This window comes from Paracoccus sp. pheM1 (genome assembly GCF_018499825.1).
Lineage (GTDB): Bacteria > Pseudomonadota > Alphaproteobacteria > Rhodobacterales > Rhodobacteraceae > Paracoccus > Paracoccus versutus.
The window spans coordinates 1,170,276-1,185,011 of the sequence record NZ_JAGXCX010000002.1 but is presented as its reverse complement, the minus strand read 5'-3'; the positions used below and the strand labels follow the sequence as shown (position 1 = coordinate 1,185,011).

Sequence of the window (14,736 nt, the reverse complement as noted above, 5' to 3'; positions counted from 1 at the left end):
CCGCCTTATCCATGGCGCCATGAGCGCGGGATCAGAAGAAACCCTGGCGGTCCGCATCAGCCGCGTGCTGGCCGACCGCATCGTGGCGGGCGAGATCGGCCCCGGCGAGCGCCTGCGCCAGGACCGCATCGCCGAGGAATTCGGCGCCAGCCACGTCCCCGTCCGCGAAGCCTTCCGCCGCCTCGAAGCCCAGGGCCTGGCGATCAGCGAGCCGCGCCGCGGCGTCCGCGTCGCCGCCTTCGACCTGCCCGAGGTCAAGGAGGTGGCCGAGATGCGCGCCGCGCTCGAGGAACTGGCGCTGCGCCATGCCGCGCCGCACCTGACCCCGGCCATCCTCCATGCGGCGGAAGAGGCGACCAAGGCCGGCGACGCCTCGCGCGACGTGCGCTCGTGGGAGGCGGCGAACCGCCGCTTCCACAAGCTGATCCTGACCCCCTGCGCCATGCCGCGGCTGCTGGCCGCCATCGACGACCTGCACGCCGCCAGCGCGCGCTTCCTCTTCGCCGCCTGGCAGTCGAACTGGGAGACGCGGACCGACCACGACCACCGCGCCATCCTGGCCGCGCTGCGCAAGGGCGACGTGGACGCCGCATGCGCCACGCTGGCGCGCCATGTGCGCTGGATCGGCCGCCGCCCGGCGCCCCCGGCCAGCGACAAGCGCGACGCCTTCGCCATCCACGGCTAGCCGCGCCGCTCGGCCACCAGCCAGCTGGCGACATAGGTCAGCGCGACGTCCCGCGCGCCCCCGTGCAATGCCTCGTAGCGCGCCATGAAGTCGCGCAGCGCGCCCGGCGACCGGATATGCCCGGCGCAGCCGTTGACCCCGGTGGCGCGCAGGTGGCGCAAGACCTCCAGCGCGCCGGGGAAATGCAGCACGATCGGCCATTCCCCCGCGCCCCGGACCCGCCAGCCCGCCGGCAGCAGCGCCGCCATCTGCGCCCCGCTCAGGTATGACGGCGCCGCCGCCCGGCTGCCCAGCGCCCGCAGCTCGGGAAAATGCCCCGGCGCGAACCCCGAAAGCGCCAGCCAGCCCCCCGGCGCCACCGCATCGCACAGCCGGCCCACGGCCCGCGCCGGATCGGTGACCCATTGGATCATCGAGGCCGAGGCGGCCAGGTCCACCGCCCCCGGCAGCGCCACCTCGGCGATGTCGCCCGGCCGGTATTCCGCCGCCACCCCCGGCAGTTCCGGCGCGGCCAGGTCATTGAGCCACAGCCGCGCCGGCCGCAGCCCCAGCAGGTGCCGCGTCAGGTGGCCCGAGCCATGGCCCGCCTCCAGCACCCGCGCCGGCCGGTGCCCCGGCGCGGCCCGGCGATAGGCCGCGAACAGCCGCGCCGCGATCCGCCGCTGCGCCAGCGCCGCGCCGTCATAGGTCGCCATGCCGCGCGCGAATGACCGCGCCACCCGCCCGGCCAGCGCGGTCATGCCAGCACCTCGGCCCAGTCGCGCCATTGCGCAAAGGGATTGTGCCCGCACTCCAGCACCCGCGTCTCGACCGGCCAGCCCTGCCAGGCGCGGATCAGGTTCTTCAGTGGAAAGATGCGGTCGGCCGCGCCCAGCCAGATGCGGTCGAAACCCGGCACCTGCCCGGCGTCCCAGCCCATCACCGCCTGCAACTCGTCGCGCAGCGCGGCGGGATCGGCGTCCGCGGCGACGGCGCAACCGGCCCGCCGGCCGAATTGCCGCAGCGAGACCTCGGACAGGTTCGCCGCCGTGGCCCGCACCGTCTCGCGCGGGATGCCCAGGTCGTCGTCGCAGGGCGCCCAGGAACCGCAGGCCGCGACCTTGCGGCGAAAGCCGGCCAGGCCCGGCAGCCGGCAGGCCGCCGCCACGCCAAAGGACCAGGCGACCAGGTCCATCGCCGCGTATCCCCGCGGCCAGTCCGGCAGGGCCAGGTCGCGGTAATCCGACAGCACCAGCACATCCGCCGGCCCGGCCAGGTGCCGGAACGGCGCCGCCCCGGCCGCCCAGCCGGTCAGCACCACGATCAGCTCGGGCGCGCCCTCGCGGCGCAGCCATTCCGCCCTCATGGCCGGTCCGCGGGCCAGCCCGCGATCTCGACCATGGCGGCGCAGATGCGCGCCACCTCCTCGGGCCGGGCGACAAAGGGCGGCATGCAGTAAAGCAGCCGCCCGAAGGGCCGCAGCCAGACCCCGCTTTCGCGGCAAAAGCCATGCACGCGCGCCATGTCCAGGGCCTCGCGCAGCTCGATCACGCCGATCGCGCCCAGCACCCGCACGTCGCGCACGCCGGGCAGGCCGCGCGCCGGGGCAAGGCCCTGCGCCAACCCCGTCTCGATCCCCGCGACCTGCCCCTGCCAGGCGCCCTCGGCCAGCAGGTCCAGGCTTGCGCAGGCCACGGCGCAGGCCAGCGGATTGCCCATGAAGGTCGGCCCGTGCATCAGGACCGGCGCCGGCCCGACCGAGATCGCCTCGGCCACCCGGCCGGAGGCGACGGTGGCGGCAAAGCTCATCATGCCGCCGGTCAGCGCCTTGCCCAGGCACAGGATGTCCGGCACCACCCCGGCGCGTTCCATGGCGAATAGCCTGCCGGTGCGGCCGAAGCCGGTGGCGATCTCGTCCAGGATCAGCAGCACGCCATGCCGGTCGCACAGCGCCCGAACCCCGGCCAACCAGCGCGGGTGATAGAACCACATGCCCCCCGCGCCCTGCACCACCGGCTCGATGATGAACCCGGCGATTTCATGCGCTTTCTCGGCAAGCAGCGCCTCGACCGCGCCCAGCCCGTTCCGCGCCGGATCGTCCGTCCATTCCGCGCCGAAGGGGATGGGCGGGCGCGGCACGAAATGCTGCACCTGCAAGGCGGCGCCGAAATGGCTGTGCATGCCGGTCTCGGGGTCGCACAGGCTCATCGCCTTCCAGGTATCGCCGTAATAGCCGCCGCGGGCCGAGGCGAAAGCCACCCGCCCCGCCTGCCCCAGCCCAAGCTGCGCCTGCACCGCCATCTTCAGCGCCACCTCGACCGCGACCGAGCCGCTGTCGGAATAGAAGATGCGGTCCAGCCCCGCGGGCAGCATCCCGACCAGCCGCCGCGCCAGCCCGACGGCCGGCCCATGCGTCAGCCCGCCGAACATGACATGCGGCAGCCGGGCCAGCTGCGCCTGCATCGCCGCGACCAGCCGCGGATGGCGATGCCCATGCGCCGCCGCCCACCAGGAGGACATGGCGTCGATCATCCGCGCCCCGTCCGCCAGCGTGAGCCACACCCCCTCGGCCGCCGCGACCTCATGCACCGGCCCCGGCTCGCGCATCGAGCCATAGGGATGCCACAGGTGCCGCCGGTCGACATCCCGCATCACAGCACCTCGCGGATCGCATCGACGTCGATGCCGGCGAAACCCGCCTCCAGCGTCCCGGCCGTCACCGTCTCCAGCAGCGGCAGCCGGCCCAGGTCGCGCACCGCGCCGATCTCGCAGATCACCCGGCGGCTGTCCTCGGCCTCCTCGCCGATGAAGGCCACGCCCGCCACCCGGCAGCCCGCGGCCCGCAGCGCCACCAGCGACAGCAGCGCATGGTTGATCGTGCCCAAGGCGGTGCGGCAGCACAGCACCACCGGCGCGCCCCAGCCGGCGATGACCTGCAGGTAAAGCAGCCGCCGGGTCAGCGGCACCATCAGCCCGCCCGCGCCCTCGACCACCAGCGGGCCGGCCACCTGCGGCAGCGCCAGCCGCGCCGGATCGATCTCGACCCCCTCGCGCTCGGCCGCCAGATGCGGCGAGGCCGGCAGCCGCAGCCGATAGACCTCGGCCAGCACCGGCCGGCCGGACAGCCGCGCGACGGTCTCGCTGTCGGTCCCCTCCTCCAGCCCGGCCTGCACCGGCTTCCAATAGCTCGCCCCCAGCGCGCGGGTCAGCCCGGCGCTGAAGACCGTCTTGCCGATGCCGGTATCGGTGCCCGCCACGATCACCGCACCCATGCCGCCTCCAGCGCCGCAAACAGCGCCGCGATCTCGGCCGCCCCGACATTGCCGGTGACGGACAGGCGCAGCCGCGCCGTCCCCCTGGGCACCGTCGGCGGCCGCACCGCGCGGACGTCGAAGCCCTGCGCCTGCAAGGCCGCGGCCAGCGCCAGGGCCCGATGGTCGTCGCCGACGATCACCGGAACGATCTGGCTCTGCGCCGCGATGCCGCAGCCCCGCGCCGCATCGCCCGCCTGCGCCATGCGCGCCCGCGCGCCCGCGACCAGCGCCGGATCATCCGCCAACGCCCGCAAAGCCGCGCGCAGCACCGCCGCCGACAAGGGCGAGGGCGCGGTGGCATAGACGAAGGGCCGCGCCCGGTTCACCAGCACCTCGACCAGCACCCGGTCGGCGCAGACCAGCGCGCCCGAGGCGCCCAGCCCCTTGCCCCCGGTATGCAGCGTCACCAGCGCGCAGCCCAACCCATGCGCCAGCCCCCTGCCCTGCGGGCCAAAGACGCCGGTCGCATGTGCCTCGTCCACCACCAGCACCGCATCCTCGCGCGCGGCCAGCGCCGCCAGCGCGGGCAAGGGCGCCAGGTCGCCCTCCATCGAATAGACGCTCTCGACCGCGATCCAGACCCGGCCGCGCCCGCCGCCCGCGCGCCATTCCGCGACGACCCGCGCCGCATCCGCGGCATCGTTATGGGCAAAACCGCGGCATTCCGCCCGGCCCAGCCGCATCCCCTCATGCGCGCTGGCATGGACCAGCGCATCGTGCAGCACCAGGTCGCCCTGCATCGGCAGCGCCGAAAAGATCGCCTGGTTGGCCTGGAAGCCGCCGCCCATGTAAAGGCACGCCTCGGCGCCAAAGAAAGCCGCCGCCTCGGCCTCCAGCGCCTCATGCTCGCCGTGGTTGCCGCGCAAAAGCCGCGACCCCCCTGCCCCCAGTGCCACGCCGCGCGCCAGCGCATCCCGCGCCGCCCCGGCCAGCAGTTCCGACCCCGCCAGCCCCAGGTAGTCGTTCGAGGCGAAATCCAGCCCCGCGGCCGGCGCCACCCGCCGCAGCCGCCCGCGCCGCGCCAGCGCGTCCAGCGCCGCCCGATGCCGCGCAAAGCTCATGCCGCGCAGCCCTCCTGCGACGCGTCCAGCACCTCGGCCCGCAGCCCGAGCCTCGCGAACAGCCGCGCATCCTTGTCCTCGCCGGGATTGCCGGCGGTCAGCAGCGTGTCGCCGACGAAGATCGAATTGGCCCCGGCAAAGAAGCACATCGCCTGCATCTCGTCGCTCATCTCGGACCGTCCGGCCGACAGCCGCACATGGGATGTCGGCATCAGGATGCGCGCCGTGGCGATGGTGCGCACCATCTCGATCGGGTCGAGCTTGGGCACATCCGCCAGCGGCGTGCCCGCCATCGGCATCAGCATGTTGATCGGCACCGATTGCGGCGGCACCTCCAGCCCGGCCAGCGTCTCCAGCATGGAGATGCGGTCCTCCTCGGTCTCGCCCATGCCGACGATGCCGCCGGCGCAGACGTTGATGCCGGCCGCCTGCACCCGCTCCAGCGTCTCGATGCGGTCCTGGAAGGTCCGCGTGGTGATGATCTCGGAATAATAGCGCTCCGAGGTGTCGATATTGTGGTTGTAATAGTCCAGCCCTGCGTCCTTCAGCCGCAGCGCCTGGTCCGCGTCCAGCATGCCCAGCGTCATGCAGGTCTCCATCCCCAGCGCCTTGACGCCGCGGATCATCGCCAGCACCGCCGGCATGTCGCGTTCCTTGGGCGAACGCCAGGCCGCGCCCATGCAATAGCGCGTGGCCCCGGCCTCCTTGGCGCGCCGGGCCTCGGCCAGCACCCGCTGCACCTCCATCAGCTTCGAGGCCGACAGGTCCGAGCCGTTGCGCGCCGATTGCGAGCAATAGGCGCAATCCTCGGGGCAGCCGCCGGTCTTGATCGACAAGAGCTTGGAGCATTGCACGACATTCGGGTCGAAATGCGCGCGATGCACGGTCTGGGCCTGGAACAGCAGTTCCATCAGCGGCTGGCGATAGATCTCGGCGGCGCGGCGCGATTGCTGGGGCATGGATACCTCCCTGAGCCTCATGTGGAGATATCTATAAAACCGGCAGGGCCGCTTTGTTAATCCGTATATATTATCTATTATTTCAGGAACAATCGCCGACTGGCTGGGCGGGCACCCCTTCGCCGGGCAAAAGGGCGCCCTGCCCGCTCAATCGTCCCGTCCCCTTTCCTGGAAACTGGCCGGATCGAACAGGACTTCGACCGACAGGCCGCTGCGGTCCTGGCCGTGGACCTCGTAGCAGCCGTCCTCCATCTCGATCTTGCGGACGGTCCAGCCCTTGGCGGCCAGGTCGGCCCGCAATTCGTTGGCCGGACGCCGCTGATCGTGCGGCACATGGCAGCGGTCATGGGCGACGGCGGGGGTCGCCAGGGCCAGAATGGCCGGGATCAAGGCAACAAGACGCATGATTCTTTCTCCTGCATTTGCGTTCCGTGCCACCGCAATAGCAGGACCGGGCTGACAGCCCGCTTACAGCGCCCGCGGCGCTCAGGGGCCCAGGATGCGCAGCTTGCCGACGCGCCCGTCGCAGCGCTGCACGGCGATGCGCAGCCGCTCCAGCAGATGGGTCTGGACGTAATTGGCATGAAAGCGGCTGGGCGCGAACAGCGTCAGGCAGGTCTCGTTGCGCTCGGCCTCCATCAGCCCGGCGAACCAGGCATCGAATAGCGCCGGATCCTCCTCGGCCAGCCGGGCGCGCGCCTCGGCCCACAGCCCCTCGGCCGGCATCGGCTCGGGCCGGTGCAGCGGCACGACATTATTGGCCGGCTCGGCCCGGCGGCCGCCGACGCGCTCGACGAAATCCGGGCCGATGTTCGGCCATTCCGCCTTTGTATCCAACAAGATACGCTCAAGGTTCAGGCCCAGGACCGACACCCGGCCGCGCGCGCCCTGCTGCTTGATCTCGATCCAGCCAAGGGCGCGCAGCTTGGCCATCTCGCGCTTGACGGTGCGCTCGTCCACGCACCACAGCCGGGCGATCTCGCGCTGGCCGATGGTCAGTTCGTCGCGCTGCCAGTTATAACGGGTGGTGATCAGCGCCATCAGCCGCAGCACCAGGCGCTGGCGATGCTTGTCGCCGGCCAGCCCATGCGCCATCATGGCCGAGAGCAAGTCGTATTTCTTCGCCGCCGCCTCTCGGCCGACGGCACGGATCACCTGCATGTCTGCTCCTGCGCCCCGGTATTCCCGGCTGCCTTCCATCTGCCCGCCTTGTCCTGCCCGCCGGGCAAGACCGGGATGACGGCGTCGGTTTGCCACCGTTTGAAACGCTTTTCGTCATCCCTTCCGTATTTGCGTCCTGAAATCCGATTCTGTCAAGCGATTCCCCGCCGACCCGGTTTCCCCGTCCAAATCATCAAAGAAAATCGGTATCAAATGGTATAGGGGGTCATCCAGGCCGTCCCCCAATAGCAGCGTTTTGTCCCCCAATCCGGGATGCAACGCGCCAACCCGTCCCCCATTTCCGCGTTAGCGTTCCGGGGTTTGCGGCCCAGGGATTCGCCGGCCGATTCGCCGGGCGATGCAGGAAAACCCCGCGATCTCCGCATCCTGGCCATTCCATTAAAACGCCTTTTGCCAAATGTGCAAATCCGGCGTAAAAGCGAAACGGAAGAAAATCTGCGTCCTAGAAATACAGGCATCCTATGTATACGCACGAAGACCTCGCCAAGCTGCAGGCGCAATCCTTGAAGATGCAGGGCTGGATCCGGCGCCAGACCTTCAGCCCGGCCAATGAAAAGACGCTGCGCCGCTTCTCCAGCTGGGAGGTGGCCGAGCTGATCTTCCGCATCAACCAGTCCACCTTCCGCGGCAAGCTCGCCGCCGAGCCGAACCTTCCCCTCGGGGAAGTCGAGGAGGACGGCCGCCAGCGCTGGTTCTCGCTCGACGAGATCAACGAGCTGCGCCGCCGCATCCGCATCAACCGCAAGACGCTGATGCCCTGGCGGGCCGAGGGCAAGCGCGCCTTCCGCGCCGCCATCGCCAATTTCAAGGGCGGCGCCGGCAAGTCGACCGTGGCGCTGCACTTCGCCCATGCCGCGGCGCTGGACGGCTACCGGGTGCTGGTCGTCGACTTCGACCCCCAGGCCACGCTGTCGCATTCCATGGGCCTGACCGACGTGGGCGAGGACCATACCGTCTGGGGCATCATGGCCCGCGACCTGGAACGCGAGACCGACCGCATGAACGCCGCCGCCCGCGGCGCCGAGTCCGGCACTGCGCTCCCGCAGCGCAAGCTGCCGGCCTCGATCCGCGACATGGGCCTGGGCATGCTGCGCCCGGCGGACTTCATCAAGCCGACCGCCTGGCCGACCATCGACATCATCCCGAGCTGCGCCAACGCTGCCTTCGTCGAGTTCGCCAGCGCGCAATACCGGCACCTGAACCCGGAATGGACCTTCTTCGGTGCGGTGTCGCGCTTTCTCGACAGCCTGGCGGACGATGCCTATGACCTGATCCTCTTCGACTGCCCGCCGGCCATCGGCTACCAGTCGATGAACGCGGTCTTTGCCGCCGACATGCTCTATATCCCCTCGGGCCCCGGCTATTGGGAATACGACTCGACCACCAGCTTCATCGGCCAGCTGTCCGAGGCGCTGGAAGACCTGTCGCATGGCTTCGAAAACTTCCCCACGGGGAAGATCAAGCTGCCCAAGGCCTTTGCCGACATCCGCTTCCTGATGACGCGCTACGAGCCGTCGAACGAGCTGCACCAGGCGATGTATGGCGCCTTCCAGCAGGTCTTCGGCCAGCACATGGCCCAGCATCCGATCGAGCTGACCCGCGCGGTCGAGCAATCCGGCCGGTTCCTGTCCTCGATCTACGAGATCGACTATCGCGAGATGACGCGCGGCACCTGGCGCCGGGCGCGGGCGACCTTCGACCAGGCCTATGAGGAGTTCAAGTCCCATGTCGTCGCTGCCTGGGACAAGCTGGAGGGCGAGGCATGAGCCGCAAGCGCCGCATGTTCGAGATCGAGATGCCGGACGAGCCCGCCGCGGCCGTGCCGGAAACCTTCCCCGCGGGGAAGGAGGAAAAGGAGCATCGCCGCGGCCCGATGGCCACCGCCATCACCGAGACCGCCGAATCCACCCGCGACCGCGCGCGGCTGGAGGCGCAGATCCGGGCCGAGAACGATGCGCTGGCGCAGGAACATGTGCGGCTGAAGCGCGCCGGGCTGATCACCGACCTGATCCCGCTGGACGCCATCGACGCGCAGAAGCTGATCCGCGACCGCGCCGCGGGGCCGGATTACGAGCTGACCGAGCTGGTCGAGTCGATCCGCGACATCGGCCTGTCGAACCCGATCCGGGTCGAGCCGGCCGAGGACGGCCGCTATGAGCTGATCCAGGGCTGGCGCCGGCTGTCGGCCTATCGCCAGCTGCTGGAAGAGACGGGCGACGTCGAGAAATGGGGCCGCATCCCGGCCGGCATCGCGGCGCGCGGCGACGAGCTGGAGCGGCTATACCGGCGCATGGTCGACGAGAACATGGTGCGCAAGGACATCTCGTTTGCCGAGATGGCGCAGCTGGCGCTGCATTACGCCATGGACCCCGTGACCGAGGAGAACGACCCCGAGAAGGCGGTGGCGATCCTGTTCAAATCCGCCGGCTACCAGAAGCGCAGCTATATCCGCAGCTTCATCCGGCTGGTCGAGGCCCTGGGCGATGCCTTGCTTTACGCGCCCGACATCCCGCGCGCGCTGGGGCTGGCGCTGGCGCAGCGGCTGGACGAGGTGCCGGGCACGGCGGCCGCGATCCGGGCCGAGCTGAAGAACTGGGATTCGCGCTCGGTCAAGGACGAGCTGGAGCTGCTGCGCCGCTATGCCGGGCTGGCGGGCGACGAGGAATCGCCGGCCGCCGCGCCGCGCAGCACCACGCCGACCGTCCCCGCTGGGAAGGCCCGCATCAGCTTCCAGATCCAGCGGCCGCAGGGCAGCGCCAAATGCACCGCCTCGAACGGGCGGCTGGAGATCCGGCTGCCGCGCGACTTCTCGGCCGTGGACCGGCGCAAGCTGGAGGCGGCGGTGCGGGTGATGCTGGAGAGCCTGGATTGACCTTCCCCACGGGGAAGGTCCGGCCCCCGCCGCGGGCCTTTCGGGGCCGGCCGGGGGCATCGGGGCAGGGGGTGAACACCCCCTCTTCCAGTGATCCGCAAAATGGGGTTATTCTGCGGATAAGGCTGCTTGCAGGTCGGGAAACATGCCATCCGCTTCGGACATAGAATATCACGGAAAATCGGTCGCGCACCAGTTTTTTGATGCCTCGGCGTGGTTTTCCGCCGAGGCCGGGCAGGCCGCGGAACTGGCCCGCGCCGCATTCGCGCTGGGGCGGCTGGAGGGCGCGGTGGCGGCGCTGGAGCCCGAGGCGCGGGCCGGCGCCAACCGCCGGCTGGCGCTGATCGAGGTCGAGGCGATGCTATGGGCGCAGGGCACGCCCTTGCGCCGCGAGGAGATCGGCCGCGACCTGATGGAGGCGCGGGCCGGCGCCGACCTGGAGGCGATGCGGCTGGCGCGCTGGGGCATCCGCCGGCTGGAGGGGCAGGGCGATGCGCGCGACCTGCGCGGCTTCCTGGGGCTGCACCGGGCCGCGGTTTCCGGGCTGGACGAGCTGTTGGCGACGCGGCCGACGGGCCGGGATTTCGACGCGGCGGTGGCCGAGTTCCGCGACCTGGCCGGGCAGGTCGCGGGGCTGTCGCCGCTGGTCAGGGCGGCGGCGCTGCGGGTGTTGTGGCGGCTCTGCGGTCTGTCGGCGCCCGAGATGCTGGCCGAGCCCGCGACCTGGACCGCGCGCGACATGGCCGAGGGCTGCGAGGCGCTGCGCTTCGTGCCGCTGGGCCGGCATGGTCGCGGGGTCTGGGTCGATGGCGGCAGCCCGGCCGAGCGCGTGGCGCGGCATCTTGCCGCAGTCACCGCCGGGATCCAGGATGCGCGGCACGAGCTGGCGCGGGTGGCCGACTGGCAGGCCCGCGCGCTGGAGGCGATGGCCGGGGTCAAGGGCGAGAACGCCGGCCGGGTGATCCGGGCGCTGGCGGCGCATCCCTTGCTGAACGCGGCGATGCTGGAGGAAAGCGCCGGCATCAGCCGCGACACCGCCGAGCGGATGCTGTCGCGGATGAAGGCACTGGGCCTGGCGCGCGAGATCACCGGCGGGCGGCGGTTCCGGCTGTGGATGCTGGCGGGCTGAGCGCGTCGCGGCGGAAGGCGGCCGGCGTGGTGCCGGCGATCTTCAGGAAGGCGCGGTGGAAGGCGCTGGGTTCGCCATAGCCCAGGCGGGCGGCGATCTCGGCCACGCTGAGGTCGGTGTCGCGCAGAAGCTGGCGCGCGCGCATCAGCCGGATCTCGGCGCGGATGGCGGCGAAGCCCTGGCCCTCGGCTCGCAGCCGGCGGCGCAGGGTGGCGGGGGACAGGCGCAGCTCGGCGGCGAGGCGGTCGAAATCCGGCCAGTCCTCGGGCGCGGCGGCGCGCAGCCGGGCGCGGATGCGCGCGGAAAGCCCCTGGTCGTGGCGATAGCGCAGAAGGATGTTGGCGGGCGCGCCGCGCAGGAAGCCTTCCAGCGCCTTTTCGCTGCGGATGGTGGGCAGGGCGAGGTAGCTGGCGGCAAAGCTCAGCCGGCTGGCGGGCTGGCCGAAATGCACCGGCGCGCCGAAGAACTGGTGGTAGTCGCGGCGGTTCTCCGGCGCGGGGCAGGCGAAATCCACCTGCATCAGCGGGATGCGGCGGCCGATCAGCCAGCACATGACGCCCAGCAGGATCAGCCAGTAGGTGCGATAGGCGAAGGCGCGGCGCGGCGGGCCGGCGTCGCGCAGCACGATCTCGGCCTGGCCGTCGCGCAGGCGCAGGGTGCCGGTGGGGTCGTCGAGCGTGACCGACAGGAACAGCAGCGCCCGGCGCAGGGCGCGCTCCAGCGTGCCGGCATGCAGCGCCGCCTGGCAGAGCAGCTGGAAGCTGCCGGGGCGCATGGGGCGGGGGGCCTCGTCGAAGAATTCGTCGCGGATGCGGTCGGCGATGGCGAGCCAGAGCTTGCCGTATTGCAGGTTCGAGACCGGCTCGCCCAGGGCGGGGATGCCGGATTGCGCCAGGAGCGGCGCGGGGTCGATGCCGCGGCGGTGAAGGCAGTCCAGCGCGTCCTCGACGAAGCCGGGGGTGATGGTGCGGCGTTCCATGGCGCCCCTTGTTGCAAAACCGATCAGATATTCTGGCCGCCAATGGCATTGTTTGCAATGTCGCCGGCGCTAAGCTGCCGCCGAACTCGGGGAAACCGCGGAATGCGGGAGAGTTGAGGAGGAGAGACATGTCTGCGACCACCCTGTCCCGGACGCGCTATGACGAGGCCGTGGCGCGGTTCCGTATCGAGGACGCCATCGCCGGGCTGCGCGGCGACCTGGAGACCGGGCTGAACGCCTGCGTCGAATGCTGCGACCGCCATTGCGGCGCGAACCGGGTGGCGCTGCGCTGCCTGTCGCCGGACGAGGCGCTGACGGAATACACCTTCGAGGATCTGCGCGGCATGGCGGCGCGGGCGGCGAACCTGATGCGCGACAAGGGCGTCCGGCCGGGCGACGTGGTCGCCGGGCTGTTGCCGCGCACGGTCGAGCTGGTCGCCACGGTGCTGGGCGCCTGGCGGCTGGGCGCGGTCTACCAGCCGCTGTTCACCGCCTTCGGCCCCAAGGCGATCGAGCATCGGCTGAGGACCAGCGGCGCCAAGCTGGTGGTGACGAATGCCGCCCAGCGGCCCAAGCTGGACGAGGTCGAGGACTGCCCGCTGGTCGCCGTGCTGCGCGGCGCCGGGCCGCTGGCGCCGGGCGACGTGGATTTCCGCGAGGCGCTGGCCATGGCCTCGGACGCGTTCGAGCCGGTGATGCGGCGCGGCGAGGATCTGTTCATGATGATGTCCACCTCGGGCACCACCGGACTGCCCAAGGGGGTGCCGGTGCCCTTGCGGGCGCTCTTGGCCTTTGGCGCCTATATGCGCGATGCGGTGGACCTGCGCGAAAGCGACGTGTTCTGGAACATCGCCGATCCGGGCTGGGCCTATGGGCTGTATTACGCGCTGACCGGGCCCTTGCTGCTGGGGCAGGCGACGATCTTCTACGAGGGCGGCTTTACCGCCGAGACCACCTATCGCATCATCGGGCGCATGGGGGTGACGAGCCTTGCCGGCTCGCCCACCGCCTACCGGCTGCTGATCGCGGCGGGGCCGGAGGCGGCCGCGGCGGTCAAGGGGCAGCTGCGGGTGGTCAGTTCCGCCGGCGAGCCGCTGAACCCCGAGATCATCCGCTGGTTCGCCGAGCATCTGGCGGTGCCGATCCATGACCATTACGGCCAGACCGAGATGGGCATGTGCGTGAACAACCATCACGGGCTGGAGCATCCGGTGCGTCCGGGCTCGGCCGGCCTCGCCATGCCGGGCTATCGCGTGGTGGTGCTGGACGATGCGGGCTGCGAATTGGGGCCGAACCAGCCGGGCGTGCTGGCCATCGACATGAAGCGGTCGCCGCTGATGTGGTTTTCGGGCTACCTGAACCAGGCGACGCCGGCGCTGGCGGGGGGCTATTACCGCACCGGCGATTCGGTGGAGTTCGAGCCGGACGGGTCGATCAGCTTCATCGGCCGGTCGGACGATGTGATCACATCCTCGGGCTATCGCATCGGCCCCTTCGACGTGGAAAGCGCGCTGATCGAGCATCCGGCCGTGGTCGAGGCGGCGGTGGTCGGCGTGCCCGACCCCGAGCGGACCGAGGTGGTGAAGGCCTTCGTGGTGCTGGCCAAGGGCGTCGAGGGGACCGAGGCGCTGCGCGAGGAACTGGCGCAGCACGTGAAGAAACGCTTGTCGGCCCATGCCTATCCCCGGATGATCGAGTTTGTCGCCGACCTGCCGAAGACGCCGAGCGGCAAGATCCAGCGCTTCATCCTGCGCAAGGCGGAAGTCGAGAAACTGGCGCAGAGGTAGGGGGATACCATGCGGATCGAGAACGGGGTTTTTGTGATCACAGGCGCCGGCTCCGGCCTGGGCGCGGCCGTGGCGCGCATGGCGGTCGGCGCGGGTGCGCGGGCGGTGCTGCTGGACGTCAATGCCGAGGCCGGCGCGGCGATGGCGGGGGAACTGGGCGCGGCGGCGCGTTTCGTCAGGACCGACGTGACCAGCGGCCCGGAGGGCGAGGCGGCCATCGCCGCGGCGCTGGAGGCTTTCGGCCGGATCGACGTGGCGGTGAACTGCGCCGGCGTGGCTCCGGGCGAGAAGATCGTCGGGCGCGAGGGGCCGCATGGGCTGGAGAGCTTTGCCCGCGCCATCCAGATCAACCTGGTGGGCACCTTCAACATGCTGCGGCTGGCCGCCGATGCCATGGCGAAGAACGCGCCGGGCGAGGGCGGCGAGCGCGGGGTGATCGTCAACACCGCCTCGATCGCGGCCTATGACGGGCAGATCGGGCAGGCGGCCTATGCGGCCTCGAAGGGCGGCGTCGCGGCGCTGACCCTGCCGGCGGCGCGGGAACTGGCGCGGCACGGCATAAGGGTGATGACCATCGCGCCGGGCATCTTTGCCACGCCGATGATGGCCGGGCTGCCGCAGGAGGTGCAGGACAGCCTGGGCGCCAACGTGCCTTTCCCGCCGCGGCTGGGCAATCCTGCGGAATATGCGGCGCTGGTGCGCCATATCGTCGAAAATCAGATGCTGAACGGCGAGGTCATCCGGCTGGACGGCGCGCTGCGCATGGCGCCGAAATAAGGGCGCCGAAAT

15 protein-coding genes are annotated in these 14,736 nt (G+C 70.9%); 6 read left to right on the top strand and 9 right to left on the bottom strand.

The window, feature by feature from the left end:
• Positions 1 to 19: 19 nt before the first annotated feature.
• Positions 20 to 685 carry a GntR family transcriptional regulator gene (locus tag KF941_RS19955; RefSeq protein WP_036759884.1) on the top strand — a complete coding sequence of 222 codons (666 nt, stop codon included), beginning with the start codon at positions 20 to 22 and terminating at the stop codon, positions 683 to 685.
• Here KF941_RS19955 and KF941_RS19950 read toward each other — a convergent pair.
• The 8 genes from KF941_RS19950 to KF941_RS19915 all read right to left on the bottom strand — a co-directional run bounded on the left by KF941_RS19950 (position 682) and on the right by KF941_RS19915 (position 7,159).
• Positions 682 to 1,425, bottom strand: a complete 744-nt coding sequence (locus KF941_RS19950; protein WP_214274326.1) for a methyltransferase domain-containing protein — start codon at positions 1,423 to 1,425, stop codon at positions 682 to 684. The genes KF941_RS19955 and KF941_RS19950 overlap by 4 nt on opposite strands.
• Positions 1,422 to 2,030: a pimeloyl-ACP methyl esterase BioG family protein gene (locus tag KF941_RS19945; protein ID WP_214274325.1), complete on the bottom strand. Its 609-nt coding sequence runs from the start codon at positions 2,028 to 2,030 to the stop codon at positions 1,422 to 1,424. Before KF941_RS19945 ends, KF941_RS19950 begins: the two co-directional genes overlap by 4 nt.
• Positions 2,027 to 3,316: an adenosylmethionine--8-amino-7-oxononanoate transaminase gene (bioA, locus tag KF941_RS19940; RefSeq protein WP_214274324.1), complete on the bottom strand. Its 1,290-nt coding sequence runs from the start codon at positions 3,314 to 3,316 to the stop codon at positions 2,027 to 2,029. Before bioA ends, KF941_RS19945 begins: the two co-directional genes overlap by 4 nt.
• Positions 3,316 to 3,936: a dethiobiotin synthase gene (gene bioD / locus KF941_RS19935; RefSeq protein ID WP_214274323.1), complete on the bottom strand. Its 621-nt coding sequence runs from the start codon at positions 3,934 to 3,936 to the stop codon at positions 3,316 to 3,318. The genes bioA and bioD overlap by 1 nt, the downstream gene beginning before the upstream one ends.
• The gene (locus KF941_RS19930) at positions 3,924 to 5,039 is read right to left on the bottom strand and encodes an aminotransferase class I/II-fold pyridoxal phosphate-dependent enzyme (protein ID WP_072462110.1); all 1,116 of its coding nucleotides are present in this window, start codon (positions 5,037 to 5,039) and stop codon (positions 3,924 to 3,926) included. The genes bioD and KF941_RS19930 overlap by 13 nt, the downstream gene beginning before the upstream one ends.
• Entirely contained in the window at positions 5,036 to 5,998 is a 963-nt protein-coding gene (gene bioB, locus KF941_RS19925) for a biotin synthase BioB (RefSeq protein ID WP_181820610.1), read from the bottom strand. The genes KF941_RS19930 and bioB overlap by 4 nt, the downstream gene beginning before the upstream one ends.
• A 147-nt stretch (positions 5,999 to 6,145) precedes the next feature.
• Positions 6,146 to 6,403: a PepSY domain-containing protein gene (locus KF941_RS19920; RefSeq protein WP_072462108.1), complete on the bottom strand. Its 258-nt coding sequence runs from the start codon at positions 6,401 to 6,403 to the stop codon at positions 6,146 to 6,148.
• 81 nt (positions 6,404 to 6,484) lie between these two features.
• Positions 6,485 to 7,159, bottom strand: coding sequence for a DnaA N-terminal domain-containing protein (locus KF941_RS19915; RefSeq protein ID WP_072462107.1), 675 nt, complete (start codon positions 7,157 to 7,159; stop codon positions 6,485 to 6,487).
• A gap of 482 nt (positions 7,160 to 7,641) precedes the next feature.
• On the opposite strand from KF941_RS19915, the gene KF941_RS19910 reads away from it, so the two are divergent.
• The 3 genes from KF941_RS19910 to KF941_RS19900 all read left to right on the top strand — a co-directional run bounded on the left by KF941_RS19910 (position 7,642) and on the right by KF941_RS19900 (position 11,181).
• A complete protein-coding gene (locus KF941_RS19910) occupies positions 7,642 to 8,946 on the top strand; it encodes an AAA family ATPase (protein WP_036759868.1) in 1,305 nt (434 codons plus the stop codon).
• Positions 8,943 to 10,052 (top strand): ParB N-terminal domain-containing protein, encoded by a 1,110-nt coding sequence (locus tag KF941_RS19905; protein ID WP_036759866.1) that lies wholly within the window; start codon positions 8,943 to 8,945, stop codon positions 10,050 to 10,052. Before KF941_RS19910 ends, KF941_RS19905 begins: the two co-directional genes overlap by 4 nt.
• A 145-nt stretch (positions 10,053 to 10,197) precedes the next feature.
• Positions 10,198 to 11,181, top strand: coding sequence for a hypothetical protein (locus KF941_RS19900; RefSeq protein WP_214274322.1), 984 nt, complete (start codon positions 10,198 to 10,200; stop codon positions 11,179 to 11,181).
• Here the strand turns inward: KF941_RS19900 and KF941_RS19895 are convergent.
• Complete coding sequence (locus tag KF941_RS19895; RefSeq protein ID WP_214274321.1) at positions 11,138 to 12,160, bottom strand: AraC family transcriptional regulator; 1,023 nt, start codon at positions 12,158 to 12,160, stop codon at positions 11,138 to 11,140. The genes KF941_RS19900 and KF941_RS19895 overlap by 44 nt on opposite strands.
• Positions 12,161 to 12,288: 128 nt before the next feature.
• Here KF941_RS19895 and KF941_RS19890 point away from each other — a divergent pair, with 128 nt between their 5' ends.
• Both KF941_RS19890 and KF941_RS19885 read left to right on the top strand, forming a co-directional pair.
• Positions 12,289 to 13,947: an AMP-binding protein gene (locus tag KF941_RS19890; protein WP_036760265.1), complete on the top strand. Its 1,659-nt coding sequence runs from the start codon at positions 12,289 to 12,291 to the stop codon at positions 13,945 to 13,947.
• 9 nt (positions 13,948 to 13,956) lie between these two features.
• The gene (locus tag KF941_RS19885) at positions 13,957 to 14,724 is read left to right on the top strand and encodes an SDR family NAD(P)-dependent oxidoreductase (protein WP_214274320.1); all 768 of its coding nucleotides are present in this window, start codon (positions 13,957 to 13,959) and stop codon (positions 14,722 to 14,724) included.
• Positions 14,725 to 14,736 lie beyond the last annotated feature (12 nt).

What these genes read in the sequence shown, in the direction of transcription:
- KF941_RS19905 (WP_036759866.1), top strand. Translation starts at nt 8,943, where the DNA reads ATGAGCCGCAAGCGCCGCATGTTCGAGATCGAGATGCCGGACGAGCCC.
- bioD (WP_214274323.1), bottom strand. Translation starts at nt 3,936, where the DNA reads ATGGGTGCGGTGATCGTGGCGGGCACCGATACCGGCATCGGCAAGACG.
- KF941_RS19895 (WP_214274321.1), bottom strand. Translation starts at nt 12,160, where the DNA reads ATGGAACGCCGCACCATCACCCCCGGCTTCGTCGAGGACGCGCTGGAC.
- KF941_RS19945 (WP_214274325.1), bottom strand. Translation starts at nt 2,030, where the DNA reads ATGAGGGCGGAATGGCTGCGCCGCGAGGGCGCGCCCGAGCTGATCGTG.
- KF941_RS19900 (WP_214274322.1), top strand. Translation starts at nt 10,198, where the DNA reads ATGCCATCCGCTTCGGACATAGAATATCACGGAAAATCGGTCGCGCAC.
- KF941_RS19910 (WP_036759868.1), top strand. Translation starts at nt 7,642, where the DNA reads ATGTATACGCACGAAGACCTCGCCAAGCTGCAGGCGCAATCCTTGAAG.
- KF941_RS19890 (WP_036760265.1), top strand. Translation starts at nt 12,289, where the DNA reads ATGTCTGCGACCACCCTGTCCCGGACGCGCTATGACGAGGCCGTGGCG.
- KF941_RS19950 (WP_214274326.1), bottom strand. Translation starts at nt 1,425, where the DNA reads ATGACCGCGCTGGCCGGGCGGGTGGCGCGGTCATTCGCGCGCGGCATG.
- KF941_RS19885 (WP_214274320.1), top strand. Translation starts at nt 13,957, where the DNA reads ATGCGGATCGAGAACGGGGTTTTTGTGATCACAGGCGCCGGCTCCGGC.
- KF941_RS19955 (WP_036759884.1), top strand. Translation starts at nt 20, where the DNA reads ATGAGCGCGGGATCAGAAGAAACCCTGGCGGTCCGCATCAGCCGCGTG.
- KF941_RS19930 (WP_072462110.1), bottom strand. Translation starts at nt 5,039, where the DNA reads ATGAGCTTTGCGCGGCATCGGGCGGCGCTGGACGCGCTGGCGCGGCGC.
- KF941_RS19920 (WP_072462108.1), bottom strand. Translation starts at nt 6,403, where the DNA reads ATGCGTCTTGTTGCCTTGATCCCGGCCATTCTGGCCCTGGCGACCCCC.
- KF941_RS19915 (WP_072462107.1), bottom strand. Translation starts at nt 7,159, where the DNA reads ATGCAGGTGATCCGTGCCGTCGGCCGAGAGGCGGCGGCGAAGAAATAC.
- bioB (WP_181820610.1), bottom strand. Translation starts at nt 5,998, where the DNA reads ATGCCCCAGCAATCGCGCCGCGCCGCCGAGATCTATCGCCAGCCGCTG.
- bioA (WP_214274324.1), bottom strand. Translation starts at nt 3,316, where the DNA reads ATGCGGGATGTCGACCGGCGGCACCTGTGGCATCCCTATGGCTCGATG.